We start from the raw sequence: 21,254 nt of genomic DNA on the forward strand, positions 1-21,254 counted from the left end.
CGACACCTACCGGATATCACGGCACCGACGCCCTGGTAGCCGCCAACCTTGGTTGGCGCCCCCGTGTCGACCAAGGTCGACACCTACCGGGCCATGCCCCGGATTCACCCGTTCCCGGGGAATGCCTGCCGCAGCTCGTCCACCAGCACCCGCTGGTTCTCCGAATAATCAATCGGCACCGACACCAGGTGCACGCCGCCCGCGGTGAAAGCCGCTTCCAGCGTCGGAATGAACTGCTCGATCGCGGTCACCTCATGCCCCTGGCAGCCATAGGCCTCGGCGTATTTGACGAAGTCCGGATTGCCGAAGGTCATGCCGTAGTCGGCGAAGCCGTCCACCGCCTGCTTCCAGCGGATCATGCCGTAGGCGCCGTCGTTGAGGATCAGCACCACCAGGTTCAGGCCCAGCCGGCGCGCCGTCTCCAGCTCCTGGCTGTTCATCATGAAACCGCCATCGCCACATACCGCCAGCACGCGGCGCTGCGGGTACAGGATCGAGGCCATGATCGCCGACGGCAGGCCCGCACCCATCGTCGCCAATGCGTTGTCCAGCAGCAGCGTGTTCGCCACCTGGGTGCGGTAATTGCGCGCAAACCAGATCTTGTACATGCCGTTGTCCAGCGCAACGATGCCGTCCGGCGGCATCACCTGGCGCACGTCATGCACCAGCCGCTGCGGCGTGAAGCCGGCCTCTTCGGCACGATCGGCGATGTGCTCCAGGATCGTCGCACGCAACGGCAGCAGCGCCGCGGCGTTGTCGACCTTGCCTTCGATGCGGTCGGCCAGCAGGGTCAGCGAACGGCCGATATCGCCGATCACCTCCACCTGCGGGAAATACACCTGCTCAACCGCGGCCTGCGAATAGCCGATGTGGATGACCGTGCGGCCACCCGGGCGCATCACGAACGGCGGCTTCTCCGTCACCTCGTGGCCAATGGTCACGATCACGTCGGCCTGGTCGATGGCCATGTGCACGTAGTCGCGCTCGCTCAGCGCCGCCGTGCCCATGTACAGGCCCGAGCCGCCGGCCACCGCGCCCTTGCCCATCTGCGTGGTGACGAACGGAATGCCGGCGCGCAGCACGAAGGCCGACAGCGCCTCGCTGGACTGCGGCCGCGATGCCGCCGACGCGATCACCAGCAACGGCCGCTTGGCGTCGCGGATGATCTGCGCCGCGCGATCCAATGCCTCGGGGCTGGCAATCGGCCGATCCACCGGGTGCGGCGGAATCATTGCGACGTCCTCGACCTCCATCGCCGCAATGTCCTCGGGCAATTCCAGCAGCACCGGGCCGGGGCGTTCTTCCAGGGCCGTGCGGAACGCCTCGCGCACGATGATCGGGATGGTGCGTGCCGAGACGATCTGCCGTGCGGACTTGGTCAGCGGCTTCATCGTGCCGACGATGTCCACGATCTGGAAGCGCGCCTGCTTGCTGGCAACGATGCCCTTCTGCCCGGTGATCATGATTACCGGCCACGCACCGAGCAGTGCATAGGCCGCACCGGTGGTGAAGTTCAGTGCGCCCGGGCCGAGCGTGGCCAGGCAGACGCCCGGCTTGCCGGTCAGGCGGCCATAGGTGGCGGCCATGAACACGGCAGCCTGTTCGTGGCGGGTGATGACCAGCTCGATGCTGGAGTGGCGAAGCGACTCGACGACATCGAGGTTCTCTTCACCGGGAATGCCAAAAATGCGCTCGACGCCCTCGTTTTCGAGTGCGGCGACGAGCAGATCGGAACCCTTGGACATGGAATGACGTCCTTCTCGCAATGCGTGATGATGGAACGTTGCAGGGATGCTGACAGGAAGCGTGGATGGTCCGCGTCAACGACGGTCGAACCACACCGTCTGCGCGTTGACGAATTCGCGGATACCGAAGTGCGACAGCTCGCGGCCGAAGCCACTTTTCTTCACGCCTCCGATCGGCACGCGCGGATCGGAGGCCGAGAAGCCGTTGACGAACACGCCACCGGTCTGCAGACGGCGTGCCAGCTGCATCGCGCGGGCGTGGTCGCCCGTCCACAGATTGCCGCTGAGCCCGAACTCGCTCTGGTTGGCCAGTTCCACCGCATGATCGGCATCGCGCGCGCGGCTGATCGATGCCACCGGCCCGAAGGTCTCGGTGTCGAAGGCCTGCATTCCCGGCTCGACGCCGGCCAGCACGGTGGGGGCATAGAAGCTGCCGGGGCGATCGAGCTGCTTGCCGCCCACCAGCAGCTGCGCACCGGCCTCGACCGAGGCGCGCACCTGCGCATCAAGCTGTTCAAGCAGGTCCTGGCGGGCCATCGGGCCGATCCGGTTGCCGGCCTCTCGGCCATCGCCCACGGTCAGCGCCTGCACCCGCTCGCAGAACAACGCCACGAAGCGCTCGTACACCGGCGCTTCGACGATGATGCGCTTGCCGGCAATGCACACCTGCCCGGTGTTCTGGAAACGCGAGGCCACAGCAGCATCGACCGCGGCATCGAGGTCGGCGTCAGCCAGCACGATGAACGGATCCGAGCCACCCAGTTCAAGTACCACCTTCTTCAGCGCCTGCCCGGCCTGCGCGGCGATGCTGCGCCCCGCGGCGACGCTGCCGGTCAGGGTCACTGCCGCGATGCGGTCATCGGCGATGGCAGCACTGGTGCCCTCGCGGCTGATGTTGGCGGCGATGAAGGCGCCCTCCGGCAGGCCCGCATCGCGCCACGCAGCGGCGAGCAGCGCGGCGGTGCCGACGATGTTTTCGGCAGGCTTCAGCAGGAAGCCATTGCCGCCCATGAGGATCGGCACGGCCGCGCGCATCACCTGCCAGTACGGGAAGTTCCACGGCATGATGCCGAGCACCACGCCCAGCGGCAGATAGGAGACATAGGCCTTGTTGTCGGCCACCGCCGTCGGCTCGTCGCGCAGGAACGCCGCGCCGTTGTCGGCGTACCAGTCACACAGGACCGCGCACTTCTCGATCTCAGCCAGCGACTCGGCGTGGACCTTGCCCATCTCGGCGGTGGCCAGCTCGGCCAGGGGCTGGCGGTCGCGACGCAGCACGGCCGCCATCGCACGCAGCACGCCCGCGCGTTGTTCGAGTGACTGCGCACTCCAGGCAGCAAAGCCGGCCTGTCCGCGATCAAGGATCGCTTCCAGCTCGGCGTCAGTGGCGAAGGGGTGGCTGGCGATCTGCTGGCCGGTGGCCGGATCGCGGGAAATGGCAGCGGGGGCTGCGGGGGAAGCGGACATGCAGGTCTCCTGTTGTCTCGACAACGGGCGGCTGCCCGTTTCCTGACAAGGAATGTGGACCCGATCGGCAAAGGCAACAAGGCGTCTGTCTATCCTGTGACCTGCACTTACCTGCCTGAATAGGGTTTGTTTCCTGGCAGGGCTTGCAGCCCTGCACCCGCGGTAGTGCCGGCCGCTGGCCGGCAACCTCAGTAGCCGAAGCAACATCAACAGCGGCACTCCGTGGGATGGCGGGGTGGGTCCGGTTGCGGGAGACGCCGTAAACCCATCCATGGGGGCTTGTCCGCGGCATCCATGCCGCGGACACTCCCGCCACCGGACCCACCCCGCCTTCGACAATTTCCTGCTGCTGTTGGTAGGTGTCGACCTTGGTCGACACGGTAGATCCACGCCATGCGTGGATGAATTTCCATCGAGATCGAATATCTCGAATTGAAATCGAAAAGCATCCACGCATGGCGTGGATCTACCCGATCGCGGGGATCTGTCAGAGGTGGGGCGGTGTCGGATTGCGGGGTGTCAGCCGCATGGATGCGGCTGCCAAGCCCCCAGGGATGGGTTCACGGCGCCCCCGCAATCCGACACCGCCCCGCCAACTCAGGGACAGCCCGCTGTTGCTGTTGCTGTTGCTACTGAGGTTGCCGGCCAGCGGCCGGCACTACAGCAGGTGCAGGGCTGCAAGCCCTGCCGAACAACCCTCTACCTGCGCGGCAGGTAGGTCACCAGTGACAGGTCATGCCGGCTCTCCGGCACCAGCGCCACGTACTGCAGGTCCAGCAGCCCGCGCGTGGGATGGTTCAGCTTCTTGGCACCTTCGTCGAAACGACGCACATCGTGCTCCGGCCACCACTCACGGAACTGCTCGCTGTGCGTGCCGATATCCTCGGCCAGCGCCAGGAACGGCGCCTTGTCCGGTGCCTGCGCCATCGCCGCACGGAAGCTGGCCAGCAGGCCGCGGGTCATTTCTTCCCAGTTGAGAATCAACGTTCTGTACGGCGGATACAGGAACATCAGCCGCAGCGTATTGCGTTCATGCGGCGCCAACTGACCGTAGTCGACAAACAGATCGGCGATGGCCGGATTCCAGGCCAGGATGTCGAAACGGGTATTGCGCACGTAGGCGGGGATCGGCTGCATCGCCTCCACCAGCTGGCGCAGGCCGTCGGTCACCGTTTCGTCGGGGGACTCCAGCGGCACCCCGTAGCCGGACAGCGCGAACGCGTAGGCGCGCTCGTCGTCGCTCATCCGCAGCACCTGCGCCAGGCGCTCCAGCACCTCGGGCGAGGCACGAACTTCGCGGCCCTGCTCGATCCAGGTGTACCAGCTGACGCTGACCCCGATCGCCAGCGCGACTTCCTCGCGCTTCAGGCCCGGCGTGCGCCTGCGCCCCGCGGGCAGCCCCAGTGTTGCTGGCTCGACCCGAGCGCGGCAGGCCTTGAGAAAGCCACCCAGTTCCTTGCGTTCGGCTTCACTGCGCATCATCGCCCTGCCCTGCAGGTTTCAACAGCATTGCGGGACGCCCATGACGTCCCGCAACGCAGGGCCCGGACAGCGGACGGTACCGCTGTCGCCGGGCACGCATCAGGCGTCGATGCGCTTGGAGCCGACCGCCAGGCCGGCCTTCAGGCTGGCCTCGACGAATTCGTCCAGGTCACCATCGAGCACCTTCTGCGTATCCGAACGCTCGATGCCGGTGCGCAGGTCCTTGATACGGCTCTGGTCGAGCACGTAGTTGCGGATCTGGCTGCCCCAGCCGATGTCGGACTTGGTGGCTTCCACCGCATCGCGCTCGGCGTTGCGCTTCTGGATTTCCAGCTCGTACAGCTTGGCGGCCAGCATCTTCATCGCGTTGTCGCGGTTCTGGTGCTGGCTGCGGCCGGTCTGGCAGGCCACGACCGTGTTGGTCGGGATGTGGGTGATACGCACCGCCGACTCGGTCTTGTTGACGTGCTGACCACCGGCACCGGACGAGCGGTACACGTCGGTACGCAGATCGGCCGGATTGATGTCGATCTCGATGTTGTTGTCCACTTCCGGCGACACGAACACCGAGGTGAAGCTGGTATGGCGGCGGTTGTCCGAGTCGAACGGCGACTTGCGCACCAGGCGGTGCACGCCGGTCTCGGTCTTCAGCCAGCCATAGGCGTAGTCGCCTTCCACGCGCAGCGTGGCCGACTTGATGCCCGCGACGTCGCCACCGGAGACTTCCATCAGCTCGGTCTTCCAGCCACGCGATTCGCACCAGCGCAGGTACATGCGCAGCAGGATCTCGGCCCAGTCCTGGGCTTCGGTGCCACCGGCGCCGGCCTGGATGTCGACGAACGCCGGGGCGGTGTCCATCTGGCCGGAGAACATGCGCTGGAACTCCAGCTTCTCCACGTGCGCCTGGTGCTTGTCCAGGTCGGCCACCACGGCCAGCGCGGTGTCCTCGTCCTGCTCGGACTCGGCCAGCTCCAGCAGTTCGGTGGCGTCGCTCAGGCCTTCCAGCACCGCGGCGATGCCGCCCACGGTCTTTTCCAGGGTCGAGCGCTCGCGCCCCAGGTTCTGGGCGTACTCGGCGTTGTTCCAGACGTCGGGGCTTTCCAGCTCCCGCGTTACTTCTTCAAGACGCTCTTTCTTGGCGTCGTAGTCAAAGATACCCCCGGAGCGACAACACGCGATCGGTCAGATCGGCGATGCGCTGGCGGACAGGATTCAGTTCGATCATGTCGGCGGTTATGCATTCAAAAGATGACTGCAAATGATACCGCAGCCCGGAGTGAACCGGCGCAAAAGCCAGGTTCGTACAGCCCCGGCCCTACCCGCCCAGTGCCTGCCGCAGCAGCGGCAGCTGGCGCCGGCTGCACGGCACCCGGGCCCCGTCAGCCATGTGCAGCAAGGCCTCGCCGCCATCCAGCGGCTCAATCGAGCGCAGCTGGTCACGATTGACCAGCCAGCTGCGGTGGCTGCGCAGGAACAGGACCGGGTCCAGCCGCGCTTCCAGCACCGCCATGGTGATCCGCAGCGGGTAGTCATGGCCGCGCACCCGCAGGTTCACGTAGTTGCCGGCGGCCTGGGCGTACTCGACATCGGCCGTGGCCACCAGGAACTCCTTGCCCAGCTTGCGCACCAGGAAATGGTCGGGACGATCGACCGGCTCGACCGGCGGGCCCTCATCGGGGGCGGCCAGAAGGGTCGCTTCGCCCTGCCTGCGCCGACCGAACCAGGCCACGGCATGTACCGCCGAGACCAGCAGCGCGTAGGTCTGGATGTCCTTGAAGAACTCATAGAACCATTGCGCCGGCCAGTCACCGAAGGTGTAGTGGCTGCCAAGCAAGGCGTGCGCGGCCTTGCGCAGCAGCACCATCCCACTCACGTGCAGCAGCCACCACGCGACCGCACCCAGCAGGTACGGCATCAGTCGCTGCCGCCAGGTATCGGCATGCAGCGGCCAGCGTGAGGCGGCACGGATCAGCAACACCAACAGCAGCAGCGACACCAGCGCACTGCTGAATTCATCGATCGTCACCGCCATCCACTGCGGTGGCACTCCGTCACGCGCCGCCATCATCACCTTGGCCAGCACGTTGGCCGCCGCCGTACCCAGGAACAACAGGGCCCAGAACACGGCCACCTGCCGTCCTTGCCTGCTGCTGCCCATCGGTTCGCCACGCACTTGCGGGTCCTGCTGGTTGTGCTCGTCCATCACTGGATTATCGCCAACCACAGCCCCGGTGACGTACGCCATTCGTCCCCCAGCCCCGCCATTGGGCCCTGCGGGGCATCCAGCCGCCCCCTCCTGCTGGTGACACCCCGGAAGACCTTCCACTCTGCGACAACGCCAACACGGATGCCGCCATGACCCGCCGCCACGACCTCGACACCCTGCGCATCGGCGCCTTCGGGCTGTTGATCCTCTATCACGTGGCCATGGCTTACGTGGCCGGATGGGACTTCCACCTCAAGAGCGCTCACACGGCCGGGTGGCTGCAGTGGCCGATGATCGCGCTGAATCGCTGGCGCATGCCCCTGCTATTCGCGATTTCCGGCATCGCGCTGGGCCTGTGCCTGCCCGCGCACGGCCGTTGGCAGTTTGCGTTGCGGCGCGGCTGGCGCCTGTTGTTGCCGCTGCTGTTCGGCATCGTCGCGGTCGTCTCGCTGCAGGCCTACTGCGAGGCGGTGGACAAGGGCGAGGTCACGCCGGGGCTCGGCGCATTCCTGTGGCGCTACTGGCAATTCCGGCCGTGGCCGGGCGCCAGCTTCAGCGGTGCAGCCTATGGCTTCACCTGGAACCACCTGTGGTACCTGGCATACCTGATCCCCTACACGCTGCTGGCCATCCTGTTGGCCAGCATGTTGCGGCCGCTACGCCAGCGCCTGCCGGATCTGCCTCTGGGCGACCGTTGGATCGCCACGCTGGGTCTGCTGCTGCCGGTGCTGTGGCTGGCGTGGGCACTGCTGGTCATCCTGCCCGCGCACCCGCCAACCCATGCGCTGGTCGATGACCTGTACGTCCACGCCGAATCGCTGCCCCTGTTCCTCGGCGGCTTCCTTGCGGCGCGCTGGCAGCGTGGATGGGACCTGCTGGTGCGTGGCCGGCGGTTGACCCTGGTATTGGCCGTGATCGGGCTGACTGTCGAACTGGGCATCCGCGCACTGGCCCGGATGCCCGACGTTGGCGATCTGCCTGAGTGGGTGCTGTCGCTGCCATGGGCGCAGACCGAGCGCGTCGGCCGCGCGATGTACACCTGGTGCGCCCTGCTGGCCATCTTCGGCTGGGCACAGGTCCTGCTTGCGCGGCCATGGCGTGGCCTGGGCTACTGCCGCGAGGCGGTCTTCAGCTGGTACATCCTGCACCAGACCGTGCTGATCGTACTGCTGTACTGGCTGCGGCCGCTGCAACTGGGCGCTTGGCTGGAGCCGGTGCTGGTGATCATCGGCACTGTCGGTGGCTGCCTTCTGATTCACGAACTGCTGGTGCGGCGTGTGTGCTGGCTGCGGCCGCTGTTCGGGCTGCGTGCCAATCCGCCGTCGTCGCCGGCTGTACTCGCCGTGACAGTGCAATGAGGTCGTCGCCGCTGTAGAGCCGAGTCGGCGCTCGGCTGCTTCTGCCATGAGCCGAGCATAGGCTCGGCTCTACCTCGAGGCAGTCGAGCAAGCTCGACGCTACAAGAGCCCGGGATCGATCAACGCACCTCGAATTCGCCGACCAGCACGGTCTCAGCACGGTCCTTCAGCCGCATCGTCACCATCTGGTCCTTCTGCTTCGACGTGCCCCAATGAGTAGTCAGGCGCAGCATCAGCGTCGTCGCACCGGTCACCAGCTGCTGGCGGCTGCCGAAGTAGTTCGCCTCCACCTTGTACTTGCCGGGCTTGGCGTTGCGCAGCGAGAACTGTTCCGGGCCATAGCCACCGGTGAAATCCTGTGACATCTGCCCGCCCTGGTAGGTCAGACGGTTGCCGTAGTACGCGCGCTCGCCGTTCGGGTCGGTCACCCACAGGTCCATGTCGCTGTTGTCGGCATCCCAGGCCAGCACCACGCGCAGGTCCAGCGGCATCGCCTGCAGCAGGCGCGGGTCGATGCCCCGGGTGTCCAGGCGCGGCTTGCTGCCGGCCACCAGGTTGGTCAGCTCATCCAGGGCGATCAGCGCGATGCCGTCGAAACGGGAATCCCAAGGGCGCACGACCACCTGATACAGCGGCGCCAACGCCTGCTGCGGTTTGCCCGCTGCAGCCAGTGCCAGGCCAAGGTCGCGGAAGCTCTGCGGTTCCTCCTGACCCATCGCCAGCACCTGCTCGAACACCGGCACCGCCAGCGCCGGAGCGTCGGTCTGCAGCAACCGGTAGCCGAGCACGCGCAGCAGATGGCGATTGTCCAGCTCCATCTCGGCCAGGTTGGACAGCACGCGCAGGGCAAGATCGCGCTGCCCCTGTTCGATCAGCAGGTCGGCCACGTCGAGGAAGAATGCGCTGCTGTTGGCATGCGCATCGCGCTCGGCCAGATAGCGGTCATACAGTTGCGACGCCGGGCCCTGGCGCAGCCGCCGGGCGATGGCCGAGTCTGGCTGCCATGCCGCCAGCCGGATGCCGAGCTGACCGTCGTTGGCGGCAGAGGAAGGGGCAGCAAGGCCACTGGTGAGCGTGATCAGATCCAGCGCCTTGTTCGATGCAGGCGCTGAGCGACGTGCACGCGCACTGCTGGCTTCCATGCGCTGCTCGGCAGCCGCTGCCACCGGCGCGGGGGCGGGCGGAGCCGCCGGGGACGGCGCAGCAAGCATCGCTACCGGCGCCGAATCCATTGCGTAATCTGCAGACGCCACCTCCAGCGCCTTCGCGTCCGCCTGCGGAGGTGCACCCTTCGGCCAACTGCGATTCCACCACTGCTGGCGCTGCTGCCACTGCGTCACCACCTTGTCGAGCCGCTGACGGTCGGCCGCATCGCGGTCTGCAACCTTGCGCGCGAAGCGCTGGTCGTACTCTGCGCGCAGCTTGCCCGACGGTCGGATTGCATAGCGCAGGTAGTCATCCAGGGTTTCCAGCACGATCAGCGAGGTGTCCGGGCCCACCAGGCTGAACTGCTGCGACAGCAGCTGCATCGCCTCGCGGTTGCTGCGTCGATCGGTCGACAACTGCTGCAGACGTGCCTGTGCCCACAGGCCGGCCAGCAGATCACCGTCTTCGCTCTTCTGCGTCGCGGGCAGTGCCTGCCACTCGCCGCCGGCCACGCGTACCCGCATCGGAACACCTTCGGCCGCCAACCGCGCATGCAACCACAGCCAGCCCTGGGCCTGGCTGCGGCGATCGATCACCACATCCTGCACGCCACGGCCGGCATCGATCTGGACATCCAGCGGTACCGACAGCAGTTCCCGTGCGGCGGCATCGACATCGCTGCCGAGTGCCACGAAACTGCCGCCATGCGCCTCGCTCCAGCCGCGCAGGCGGCTGGCATCGGTGCGTGCACCAGCACTGCTGATCGCGAACAGCCGCTGGTCGGCAGCCAACGCCGGCAGTGCTTCCGGCCCGTAGGTCAGCAGGCCATCGCTGACCATCAGGTATTCCTTCACCTCGGCCTGGAGCTGCCACTGCGCCAGTGCACTGGCACCATCCGGCTGTACCGCCATCAACGCCCGGCGCAGTTCACTCCAGTCGCCGCTGCGGATACGGAACCGACGCACAGGCTCCGCACGATCACGCAGCACGGTCAGTGCGACGTTGCCCTCGCCCATCGCCGCGAAGTAGCGATCAAGCAACGCCAACTCGCGAGTGCGGTCGCGCTGGCCAGCGGAACCGGAACCGTCCCACAGCAGCCCCACTTCCGACGGCACACGGCGCGGCGCGGCTGACGTCGGCACCGGCAGCTGTGCCAGCAGGTAATGACCGTCCTGCCAGCGTGCAACCTGCACCTGTGCCTTGCGCTCGGCCGGCAGCGTCCATTGCAGCTGGGCCGGCAACTGTGCGCCGCGCCCTTGCCAGTGCAGGCGGCCATCGGCGATGCGGAACGGTGCGCTGCCGGTGACAGCACCCTTCGGCGCCTGCACGTCCAGTTCAACGGCGGCGGCGCCGGCGACGAACTGCAGCGGCAATGTCCAACGCCAGCCCTGCCCGGCATATGCCAGCGGCTCGCGCACGACCAGCTGCACGCGGCGGCTGCCGCCGGCCGGCAGCGGATACACACGCAGCCGGAACTGGTTGCCCGCGGTCTGCTCCAACAGGCCCGGATCGACGCCCCGACGGGCGATCTCCTCGAACACCTGGCGACCGCGGTCCTTGGGCACCGGCACCGCCTCGCGCAGTTCGCCATTGATGTCCAGAGCAAAGCCAGTGATCTGCTGGCCCTCGCCCAGCGGGAACTGCAGTTCGCCTTCCAGCACGCGCTGATTGGGATTGTGGAACTCCAGGGTGATCCGGGTCTGGGCGATGCCGGCCTGCACCTCGCCCTCGATACGCGCCTGCCGCAGCTGCACGGGCTGTTCTGCTGCGGGTGCGATCAGCAGCGGCGTGGAGGCGATCGGCGGTGCCGGACGACGCGACGCTTGGGGCAATGCCGGCCAGGTTGCCAGGGCCAACAGCAGTACGGTGCAGCATCGGGCGAAGACCATGACAGGACTCCAGTGGGATCGTGATTGCTTGAACGCACCAAACGGGTGGATGGGGTTAACGCGATTCGATGCTGGCTCTTCGCCGCCCCTGGGCGCACCATGTGCGACTTCCCGATCCCGCGCAAGGATGCCCATGCGTTCTCCCCTGCTTCCCGCCCTGCTGGCCCTGTGCTGGCCACTGGCCGCCGGCGCCGTCGATGCGCCTGCCGGGCTGTATTTCCAGCATCACGACTGGGTCCTGGCCTGCGACAACACCCGCACCTGCCGCGCGGCCGGCTATGCCAGCGGCGATGACAGCACCCTGAGCGTGCTGCTGACGCGGAAGGGTGGCCCCGATCAAGCCATCAACGGCCGCGTGTCGTTGCAGCCGATCGATGACCAGCCGCAGCCGAAGGGCGCGCTGCACCTGCGCGTCCAGCAGCGTGACCTCGGCGTGCTGGCGCCGACCAAGGACACAGGCACCTACGCGCTGAGCCCAACGCAGACCACCGCAGTGCTGTCGGCGCTGGTGCGCGATGGCGGCATCACCGTTGTCGATACCGCCGGCCATGCGTGGCCGCTGTCGGACAAGGGCGCAGCGGCTGTATTGCTGAAGGCCGACGAGTTCCAGGGCCGCGTGGGGACGCCGGGCGCGGTGATGCGCAAGGGTACTGCGGCCGAAAGCAGCGTACCTGCCGCCGTTGCCAAACCCGTGGTGCGCAAGGCAGCGACCATGTCTACGCCGCCGGACGACCCGGCATTCGCCAAGCTGGCCGCGTCACCGGCGCTGCGTGCAGCGCTGCGCGCCACCCTGAAAGAGCCCAGCTGCGAAGGCCTGCTCGACGCCGACCCGGATCTTCCGATCAGCAATTCGCCACTGCAGATCCAACGTCTGGATGCCAAGCACCTGCTGGTCAACGTTCCCTGCTGGCGCGCGGCCTACAACACCGGCGATGGTTACTGGGTCATCGGTGAGAAAGCGCCTTTCCAGCCGCAGTGGGTGACCAGCGATGCGATCGACTACGGCGACGGGCAGATCGTCGCCTCGCACAAGGGCCGCGGCCTGGCCGACTGCGTGTCGGATGAAGCGTGGACCTGGGATGGCACGCGCTTCATCGCGACCTCGGCGATCAGCGGCGGCCTGTGCCGCGGCGTTCCCGGTGGAACCTGGGAACTGCCGACGCGGGTGACCGAGGTCCGCTGACCTCACAGAAAAAGGGGACGGAGGGGATTAAGTCGCAAACGGCAAACAAGGCACAAGCGACTTAATCCCCTCCGTCCCCTTTTTTCATGCGGGCAGGCAGTGCTCGACGATCAGCTGGATCGCGGCGCCACCGCGATAGTCATCGCAGGCCAGGCGATAGGCCAGGTGGACATGCTTGCCTGGCGCGTTGCCGTGCCAGCCACCGAAGTGGATCGCGTTGATCGTGCCCGGTACGCCGGGCAGGCGCAGTTCCAGCTTCAGATGCCGTTCCTTCAATACGCGCCAGTTGGCCACTTCGAAGTGGCCGTCGAACAGCGGCTCGGGGAAGCCCTGCCCCCACGGCCCGGCCTGGCGCAGCGCATCGGCGTGGCGATGATCGAGTTCGTCCGCTGCCAGTTCGCCATCACTGAGCACCTGCTGCTGCAGTGCCGCCGGGTCGAGCATCTCCAGCACGGTAGCGACGAACGCAGCTTCGAAGTCGGCCAGATGATCCAGACGCATGCTCAAGCCCGCAGCCATCGCGTGACCCCCGAAGCGCTCGATCAAGCCGGGATGGCGTGCATCGACCAGGGCCAGCGCATCACGGATATGCAGGCCGGCGATCGAACGCGCTGAACCGCGCAGGGTGTCGGCGCCCGGTTCGGCCGGCGCGAACGCGATCACCGGACGATGCAGGCGATCCTTCATCTTCGACGCGACCAGGCCGACCACACCGGGGTGCCAATCGGCATCGAACAGGCAGGCCGCCACCGGACGCTGCCCTGCGGTATCGAGCACCACCCGTGACAGCGCCTGTTCGGCGTCATCGGTCATCGACTGCTGCACCGCACGCCGCTCGGCGTTGATCTGCTCCAGCGTCTGCGCGATGTCGCGGGCCTGCCGCGGATCTTCGGTGAGCAGCAGCGCGATTCCCAGCGCCATGTCTTCCAGCCGACCGGCCGCATTCAAGCGCGGGCCAAGGCCGAAACCGATATCGGTGGCGGTCAGTCGCGCGGCGTCGCGGCCACTGGCCTCGATCAATGCCTTCAGGCCGACGCAGCCCTGGCCGTTGCGCAGCCGACGCAGACCAGCACTGACCAGGGCGCGGTTGTTGGCATCCAGCACCACCAGGTCGGCCACGGTACCCACGGCCACCAGATCCAGCAGCGCGGTCAGGTCCGGACCTTTGCCATCGGCAAATACACCCGCTTCGCGCATCTGCCGGCGCAGCGCCATCAGCACGTAGAAGATCACGCCGACACCGGCCAGCGACTTGCTGGGGAAGGCGTCGCCGTCCAGATTGGGGTCGACGATGACATCGGCCGGTGGCAGCTGCGGACCGGGCAGATGGTGATCGGTCACCAGCACCTGCCAGCCCCGCGCTTTGGCTGCGGTCACGCCGGCATGGCAGGCGATGCCGTGATCGACGGTGACCAGAAGATCCGGCTGCAGCGCAGCCAGCTCGTCCACCAGCGACGGCGACAGACCGTAACCATGCACCATGCGGTTGGGCACCGCGTGGAAGACATGCTGCGCGCCGAGCATGCGCAGACCGCGCACGCCGACCGCGCACGCGGTTGCGCCGTCGCAGTCGAAATCACCCACCACCAGGATGCGCTTGTCGGCGGCGATGGCTTCGACCAGCAGGTCCACGGCCGCATCGATGCCGGTCAGCAGCTCCGGCGCGTGCAGGTTGCCCAGCTTGGGCAACGCCAGCTCCGGCGTCTGCGCTCCGCGTGCGGCGTACAGGCGGGCCAACAATGGCAGCGTGCCGTCCGGCCAGGCGCCGGGTACGGCGACATCGCGGCGGCGGATCGTCGGGGTATCTGAAGACGGCGGCACAGCGTCGGCGGCAAGGGACATCGGCATCGCCGGGTTACGGAAGACCCGCGCAGGATACCCCGATCGGCTTGCCAGGCTCTCCGCGGGCTTGGCGCAGGCGTGCTGATCGCCCATGCTTGTTCGCTTCTGAAACGGAATTCGCCATGTACCGCCCGCTGTCCGTACTGCTGGCCAGCCTCCTGCTGCCACTTGTTTCCGACGCTGGAAACACACCGTTGGAACCCGGTATCGAGTTCGTGCACCACGACTGGTTCCTGGCCTGCGACAACACCGGCACCTGCCGTGCCGCCGGCTATGGCCCGGAACAGGCTGACAGCCTGCTGGGCCTGATGCTGGAACGTGCCGGCGGCCCCGGCACGGCAGTGAAGGCGCGGCTGCGGGTCGGTGAGGATGGCGAAAGCACAATGCCTGAAGGATCGATGCGCCTGCAGGTGAACGGACGCGATCTGGGTCCCGTGCAGGACACCGGGCCCGACGACGCAGTGACGCTGCGACCAGCGCAGGTTGCAGCCCTGCTGGCCGCCCTGCCCCGCCAGGCCCGCATCGAGGTGATCGACAGCAGGGGCACGCGCTGGCCGATTTCCGATCTTGGTGCCGCTGCAGTGCTGTTGAAAATGGACGAGGCACAAGGGCGCGTGGGCACGCCCGGCGCCCTGGTACGGCGTGGCACGCGTGCCGAAGCGAGCGTGCCGGCTGCGCGCGTCAAGCCTGTGATCGTGAGCGCGGCACTGACGGCCCCACGCTCCGAAGACAGCGCATTGGGCAGCAGCGAAGCGCTGCGCGACGCGTTGATTGCCACGCTCGGCGACAGCGACGACTGCCCGCGCCTGATCGAGTACAAGGGAACCCCGGAAATGGTGATCGAGCGGCTGGACGAGCGCCATGTGCTGGTGCAGGCGCTGTGCCAGATGGGTGCGTACAACTACAGCAATGGCTTCTGGATCGCGCGCGACCAGCCACCATTCGCCCCGCAGACGGTTACGCTGGAGGCTGAGGGCTTCTCGCGCGTCGAGCGCACGCTGTACGCACGCTACAAGGGCCGCGGCATCGGCGACTGTGTTTCCGGCTCGGACTGGGCATGGGACGGCCGCGGATTCCAGCCCGCCAGCGCTTTCAGCACCGGTCTGTGTCGTGGCATGCCGGGCGGACACTGGACCCTGCCGACGCTGATCAGCGAGGTTCGTTGAATGCGTGCATTCTCACTATTGCGGACACCCCTGCTGCTGGCCTCCCTCACTCTGGCGCCGATTGCCTCGGCCACTGAATCGCTCGGCACATCGTTCGTCGAGGGCGACGGCGTGATGGCCTGCGACAACACCCGCACCTGCCGGCTGGCAGCCTACGGCCCGCTGGCACCGCTGATGCTGAGCGTGCTGCTCGAACGTGTCGGCGGGCCGCAGACCGCGGTCACCGCACGGCTGTCAATGGCCGAGGGCGCCGAGGACGCGCCTCGTACCCCTGTGGCGGTGGCACCCGAAGGGGCATTGCGACTGCGCGTGGACGGAAGGGACATCGGTGACATCGGCCACAGCGAAGCGCTCGACCTTGGCCTGGAACTACCCTCCCGCTACGTGGCAGCGATGATCGATGCACTGGTGAATGGCAAACGCATCGAGATGAGCGATGCCTCGGGTCACGCCTGGCCGCTGTCGGATCGTGGCATCCGCACGTTGCTGCTGAAGATGGACGAAGCACAGGGTCGGTTGGACACCCCAGGCGCACTGGCGCGCAAGGGCGCACAGCCGGAATCGAAGGTGCCGGCCGCGGTAGCCGCGCCACCACTGAAGGCGCCGCCCCTGCTGGTCGAAGCACATGACGACGATGGGCAGCTGGCTGAGCGGACAGACCTGCTTCAGCAACTGCAGCCGGTGGCCGCCGCGCGGAACGCCTGCGAACAGATGTCGTCGCGCCAACTACGCATCGAACGGGTGGATGCTACCCATGTCCTTGCCCTGTTGAGCTGTGCAACCGACCACCACATCGTGTCAGCGGGCACCTGGCTGATCCGCGACCGTCCCCCCTTCGCACCCACGCTGATCGCCCGGACCACGCTGTTTCCGCTCTACCCGCACGCCGTGTTCCTTGAAGAAGGGTTCGTGGCCGGTACGGATGCCTGCGGTACGAGCCGGCATTGGGCGTGGGATGGAACCCGTCTGAGCCTGAGCGCGGAGTTTGTCGGTCACTACTGCACCGGCCCGAGCCGCAGGCACTGGCAGCTGCCGACCTACGTCACCGATGTTCAATAGCACATCCGCCGGGCATGGTCCGGCGCTACCGCCTTGCCTCAACCGTCGTGCAGTTGCCGAGGCTTCTTCCAGAACTGCCAGCGCTGGCCCTTGTCCAGCTGGAACTGCAGGCCGTCCTCGAAATCCAGTACCAGACGCTGCAGTTCACCACGCTTGAGCGCGGCCAACAGCGGGCGGATCGCATCATTGCCCAGCTGCTGCAACGAGCGCAGCTGGCGCAGATCAACCAGTGCATCGACCGATTGCTCGCCATCCACCGCTACGCCTGCGGCCTGGGCCAGACCCTGCAGCAGCGCATCGCGGCTTCGCACCTGCGCATGTGGCGTGGCCACCGATACCGGCATCACGCCACCGCCCCAGAACCACAGCGAATTGATCGGCTGCTGCCCCTGTGCAGCGCGCTGCTGGTTCCACGAATGGGTATGCAGCAGCACCTGCGCTTCGGTCATCAATGCGCGCCAGCGGCGGCCCGCCTCGCCCGGTGGCAGGTGCGAGAACAGATCATCACCCAGCACCTCGTCCGGACCGTCGAACTCCGGCAGTTCGGTACCGATCGGCAGCCGCAGGTACCAACGCGAAGGATCGGGTGCATCCAGCACGAAGCCTGCATCCGCAAACAGCGGCTGCAACACAGGCAGCAGGGCCAACGTATCGGCCAGGCTGGGCCGCAGCGTTTCGCCATGGCCCATCATCCGTGCGCCATGCATGTCCGGCACCATGCAGGCCGGATCTGCACGCAGCCAGCAGGCGCCGGCGGCATCGCCGACGTCACGCTGGCGGGTCAACGCGGCCACCGGCCAGTGCGGCGCGGCGACCGTGAAGTGACGCAGCAGCTGCGCCCGTTCACCGGCGTCGCCCTGCGAGGTGGTGGCGCGGCCCAGGGCACGCGCCACATCATCCGGCAATGCAGCCACCGCAAAGCGGCTGCGTGCCGGCAACAGCAGGGTCGCCGTCGCCACGGATCAGTCCTGGTAGCTGACGCTGACGATCTCGTACTCGCGCTGGCCGGCCGGCGCATCGATCACGATCGAGTCACCTTCCAGCTTGCCGATCATCGCGCGGGCAACCGGCGAGGAAATGGCGATCAGGCCCAGTTTGATGTCCGCCTCCAGATCGCCAACGATCTGGTACTTCTTCTCTTCGTCCGATTCCACGTCGGCCAGGGTCACGCTGGCGCCGAACACCACCTTGGAGCCTGCATTGAGCTTGCTCACGTCGATGATCTCGGCGTGCGACAGCTCGCCTTCCAACTGCTTGATTCGGCCTTCGATGAAGCCCTGTTCCTCGCGCGCGGCGTGGTACTCGGCATTCTCCTTCAGGTCGCCATGCTCGCGCGCTTCGGCGATCGCAGCGATCACCTTCGGGCGCTTGACCGACTTCAGGTGATCCAGCTCATCGCGCAGTCGCTGCGCGCCCTTCATCGTGATGGGTGCTCTCATGCGTTCAACTCCTTGTGCAGTTCCTGCAGCGACCAGACCGGGCCGGTACCGCGGAATTCCAGTGAATCCACCAGCGCCTTGGCACCGGCAATGGTGGTCGAATAGGTGACGCGGTGCTGCAGCGCCTCGCGGCGGATCGAGAACGAGTCGTTGATCGCGGCACGGCCTTCGGTCGTGTTGACGATATAGACGATCTCGCCGTTCTTGATCGAATCGACGATGTGCGGGCGACCCTCGACCACCTTGTTGATGATCTCGCAATCCATGCCGTGCTGCTGCAGCCACGCTGCGGTGCCACGGGTGGCGACCAGGCTGTAGCCACGTGCCAGCAGGGCCTTGGCCACCGGCAACACGCGCTTCTTGTCCGGGTCTCGCACCGACACGAAGGCCTTGCCCACCGGCGGTGCCTTGATGCCGCCGGCTTCCTGCGCACGCGCGAAGGCGGCGTTGAAGCTGCGGCCCACGCCCATCACCTCACCGGTGGAGCGCATCTCCGGCCCAAGGATCGGGTCGACGCCCTGGAACTTGGCGAACGGGAAGATCGCTTCCTTCACCGAGTAGTAGTCCGGCACGATTTCCTTGGTGGCGCCCTGCTCTTCCAGGGTCTTGCCCGCCATGCAGCGGGCCGCGATCTTGGCCAGCGGCATGCCGGTGGCCTTGGACACGAACGGCACGGTGCGCGAGGCACGCGGGTTCACTTCCAGCAGGAAGATGGTGTCGTTGCCTTCCTCGTCGGTCTGGATCGCGAACTGGGTGTTCATCAGGCCCACCACGTTCAGGGCCTTGGCCAGTTCGACCACCTGGCGACGCAGTTCTGCCTGGGTTTCAGCCGACAGCGAGTACGGCGGCAGCGAGCAGGAGGAATCGCCCGAGTGCACACCGGCCTCTTCGATGTGCTCCATCACGCCACCGATCAGGACGTTGCCCTGGGCGTCGGCGATGATGTCCACGTCGCACTCGACGGCGTTGTCGAGGAAGCGGTCCAGCAGCACCGGCGAATCGTTGGACACCTTCACCGCGTCACGCACGTAGCGGGCCAGGTCGGATTCGCCGTAGACGATTTCCATCGCGCGGCCACCCAGCACGTAGCTCGGGCGCACCACCAGCGGGTAGCCGATCTCGCGCGCCAGCAGCAGGGCTTCCTGGTCGTTGCGGGCGATGCGGTTCGGCGGCTGCTTCAGGCCCAGCTTTTCCACCAGCTGCTGGAAGCGCTCGCGGTCTTCGGCCAGGTCGATCGAGTCCGGGCTGGTGCCGATCACCGGCACGCCGTTGGCTTCCAGCGCGCGTGCCAGCTTCAGCGGGGTCTGGCCGCCGTACTGCACGATCACGCCCTTGGGCTGCTCCAGCTCGACGATTTCCAGCACGTCTTCCAGGGTCAGCGGTTCGAAGTACAGGCGGTCGGAGGTGTCGTAGTCGGTCGACACGGTTTCCGGGTTGCAGTTGACCATGATGGTTTCATAGCCATCCTCGCGCAGCGCCAGTGCCGCGTGCACGCAGCAGTAGTCGAACTCGATGCCCTGGCCGATGCGGTTCGGGCCACCGCCGAGGATCATGATCTTGTCGCGGTTGCTCGGCGCGGCTTCGCACTCGTCCTCGTAGGTCGAGTACAGGTAGGCGGTGCCGGTGGAGAATTCACCTGCGCAGGAGTCCACGCGCTTGTACACCGGACGCACCTTGTGCGCCCGACGCAGCGCACGCACGGCCGCTTCGTTGGTGCCGGTCAGCTGGGCCAGGCGGGCGTCGGAGAAGCCGGCGCGCTTGAGCTTGCGCAGGCGCGCTGCATCCAGTGCGTCGATGCCATCGGCCGCGACCTGGGTCTCGGCGGCGATGATTTCTTCGATCTGGTCCAGGAACCACGGATCGATGTAGGACAGCTTGAAGATGTCCTCCACGCTCATGCCGGCGCGGAACGCATCGCCCACGAAGAACAGGCGTTCCGGACCCGGTGCCTTCAGCTCACGACGCAGGGTCTGCAGATCATCTTCACTGGTCAGGTCCAGGCCGGTCGGGTCGAAGCCGACCTTGCCGGTTTCCAGGCCACGCAGGGCCTTCTGCATCGACTCCTGGAAGGTGCGGCCCATCGCCATCACCTCGCCCACCGACTTCATCTGGGTGGTCAGGCGTGCATCGGCGGCCGGGAACTTCTCGAATGCGAAGCGCGGAATCTTGGTGACGACGTAGTCGATGGACGGCTCGAACGAGGCCGGGGTCAGGCCGCCGGTGATCTCGTTCTTCAGTTCGTCCAGGGTGTAGCCCACGGCCAGCTTGGCGGCGACCTTGGCGATCGGAAAACCGGTGGCCTTGGAGGCCAGCGCCGAGGAACGCGACACGCGCGGGTTCATCTCGATCACCACCACGCGGCCGGTGTCCGGGTTGATGCCGAACTGCACGTTCGAACCACCGGTATCCACGCCGATCTTGCGCAGCACGGCGATGGAGGCATCGCGCAGGCGCTGGTATTCCTTGTCGGTCAGGGTCTGCGCCGGAGCCACGGTGATCGAGTCACCGGTGTGCACGCCCATCGGGTCCAGGTTCTCGATCGAGCAGACGATGATGCAGTTGTCCGCCGTATCGCGGACCACTTCCATCTCGAATTCCTTCCAGCCCAGCACCGACTCTTCGACCAGCACTTCGGAGGTCGGCGACAGTTCCAGGCCGCGGTTGACGATCTCGATCAGCTCTTCGCGGTTGTAGGCGATGCCGCCGCCACTGCCGCCCAGGGTGAAGCTGGGGCGGATGATGGTCGGATAGCCGACGCGGGTCTGGATCTCCAGCGCTTCGTCCAGGGTGTGGGCAACGGCGGCGGTCGGGCACTCCAGGCCGATCTCGCCCATCGCCACGCGGAACAGTTCGCGGTCTTCGGCCATCATGATCGCTGCGCGCTTGGCACCGATCAGCTCGACGTTGTACTTCTCCAGCACGCCGTTGTCGGCCAGGTCCAGCGCGCAGTTCAGCGCGGTCTGGCCACCCATCGTCGGCAGCAGCGCATCAGGCTTTTCCTTGGCGATGATCTTCTCGACCGTCTGCCAGTTGATCGGCTCGATGTAGACGGCGTCGGCCATCTCCGGGTCGGTCATGATCGTGGCCGGGTTGCTGTTGACCAGCACCACGCGGTAGCCCTCGTCACGCAGGGCCTTGCAGGCCTGGGCGCCGGAGTAATCGAACTCACAGGCCTGGCCGATGACGATCGGGCCGGCACCGATGATGAGGATGGTCTTGAGGTCAGTGCGCTTGGGCATTTTCTTCTCTAAGTCAGTACAGCGTGACAAGGG

At 66.7% G+C, this 21,254-nt stretch carries 14 protein-coding genes; 4 read left to right on the forward strand and 10 right to left on the reverse strand.

Annotated features, from left to right (window positions below; translation table 11 throughout):
* Positions 1–104: 104 nt before the first annotated feature.
* The 5 genes from H3005_RS05895 to H3005_RS05915 all read right to left on the reverse strand — a co-directional run bounded on the left by H3005_RS05895 (position 105) and on the right by H3005_RS05915 (position 6,852).
* Positions 105–1,745, reverse strand: coding sequence for an acetolactate synthase large subunit (locus H3005_RS05895; RefSeq protein ID WP_100552445.1), 1,641 nt, complete (start codon positions 1,743–1,745; stop codon positions 105–107).
* Positions 1,746–1,820: 75 nt separating this feature from the next.
* Positions 1,821–3,212: an NAD-dependent succinate-semialdehyde dehydrogenase gene (locus tag H3005_RS05900; protein ID WP_100552444.1), complete on the reverse strand. Its 1,392-nt coding sequence runs from the start codon at positions 3,210–3,212 to the stop codon at positions 1,821–1,823.
* Between the two features lie 699 nt (positions 3,213–3,911).
* Positions 3,912–4,694 (reverse strand): helix-turn-helix transcriptional regulator, encoded by a 783-nt coding sequence (locus H3005_RS05905; RefSeq protein WP_100465254.1) that lies wholly within the window; start codon positions 4,692–4,694, stop codon positions 3,912–3,914.
* A gap of 99 nt (positions 4,695–4,793) precedes the next feature.
* A protein-coding gene (gene prfB / locus H3005_RS05910) for a peptide chain release factor 2 (RefSeq protein WP_099818762.1) occupies positions 4,794–5,919 on the reverse strand; the annotation gives its coding sequence in 2 pieces (ribosomal slippage) (positions 4,794–5,843 and positions 5,845–5,919; 1,125 coding nt in all).
* A 90-nt stretch (positions 5,920–6,009) separates the two neighbouring features.
* The gene (locus H3005_RS05915) at positions 6,010–6,852 is read right to left on the reverse strand and encodes a LytTR family DNA-binding domain-containing protein (RefSeq protein ID WP_100554112.1); all 843 of its coding nucleotides are present in this window, start codon (positions 6,850–6,852) and stop codon (positions 6,010–6,012) included.
* Positions 6,853–7,049: 197 nt separating this feature from the next.
* On the opposite strand from H3005_RS05915, the gene H3005_RS05920 reads away from it, so the two are divergent.
* Positions 7,050–8,258 carry an acyltransferase family protein gene (locus tag H3005_RS05920; RefSeq protein ID WP_100552442.1) on the forward strand — a complete coding sequence of 403 codons (1,209 nt, stop codon included), beginning with the start codon at positions 7,050–7,052 and terminating at the stop codon, positions 8,256–8,258.
* A 119-nt stretch (positions 8,259–8,377) separates the two neighbouring features.
* On the opposite strand, the gene H3005_RS05925 is transcribed toward H3005_RS05920, so the two are convergent.
* The gene (locus H3005_RS05925) at positions 8,378–11,293 is read right to left on the reverse strand and encodes a VIT domain-containing protein (protein ID WP_191077758.1); all 2,916 of its coding nucleotides are present in this window, start codon (positions 11,291–11,293) and stop codon (positions 8,378–8,380) included.
* A gap of 133 nt (positions 11,294–11,426) precedes the next feature.
* Here H3005_RS05925 and H3005_RS05930 point away from each other — a divergent pair, with 133 nt between their 5' ends.
* Complete coding sequence (locus H3005_RS05930) at positions 11,427–12,476, forward strand: DUF1176 domain-containing protein (protein WP_100552440.1); 1,050 nt, start codon at positions 11,427–11,429, stop codon at positions 12,474–12,476.
* An 84-nt stretch (positions 12,477–12,560) separates the two neighbouring features.
* Here the strand turns inward: H3005_RS05930 and recJ are convergent, their stop codons facing one another.
* A complete protein-coding gene (recJ, locus tag H3005_RS05935; protein WP_191077759.1) occupies positions 12,561–14,318 on the reverse strand; it encodes a single-stranded-DNA-specific exonuclease RecJ in 1,758 nt (585 codons plus the stop codon).
* A 122-nt stretch (positions 14,319–14,440) separates the two neighbouring features.
* Between recJ and H3005_RS05940 the strand changes: the two genes are divergently transcribed.
* Positions 14,441–15,484, forward strand: coding sequence for a DUF1176 domain-containing protein (locus H3005_RS05940; RefSeq protein ID WP_191077760.1), 1,044 nt, complete (start codon positions 14,441–14,443; stop codon positions 15,482–15,484).
* A complete protein-coding gene (locus H3005_RS05945) occupies positions 15,485–16,543 on the forward strand; it encodes a DUF1176 domain-containing protein (protein ID WP_100552437.1) in 1,059 nt (352 codons plus the stop codon).
* 38 nt (positions 16,544–16,581) lie between these two features.
* On the opposite strand, the gene H3005_RS05950 is transcribed toward H3005_RS05945, so the two are convergent.
* From H3005_RS05950 to carB, 3 genes are read right to left on the reverse strand one after another with little or no spacing between them, the layout of a single operon-like run.
* Entirely contained in the window at positions 16,582–17,502 is a 921-nt protein-coding gene (locus H3005_RS05950) for a phosphoglycerate mutase (protein ID WP_100552436.1), read from the reverse strand.
* A 3-nt stretch (positions 17,503–17,505) separates the two neighbouring features.
* Positions 17,506–17,970: a transcription elongation factor GreA gene (greA, locus tag H3005_RS05955; RefSeq protein ID WP_176022519.1), complete on the reverse strand. Its 465-nt coding sequence runs from the start codon at positions 17,968–17,970 to the stop codon at positions 17,506–17,508.
* An 8-nt stretch (positions 17,971–17,978) separates the two neighbouring features.
* Complete coding sequence (gene carB, locus H3005_RS05960) at positions 17,979–21,221, reverse strand: carbamoyl-phosphate synthase large subunit (RefSeq protein ID WP_100552435.1); 3,243 nt, start codon at positions 21,219–21,221, stop codon at positions 17,979–17,981.
* Positions 21,222–21,254 lie beyond the last annotated feature (33 nt).

Source organism: Stenotrophomonas sp. Br8 (assembly GCF_014763005.1).
GTDB lineage: Bacteria > Pseudomonadota > Gammaproteobacteria > Xanthomonadales > Xanthomonadaceae > Stenotrophomonas > Stenotrophomonas lactitubi.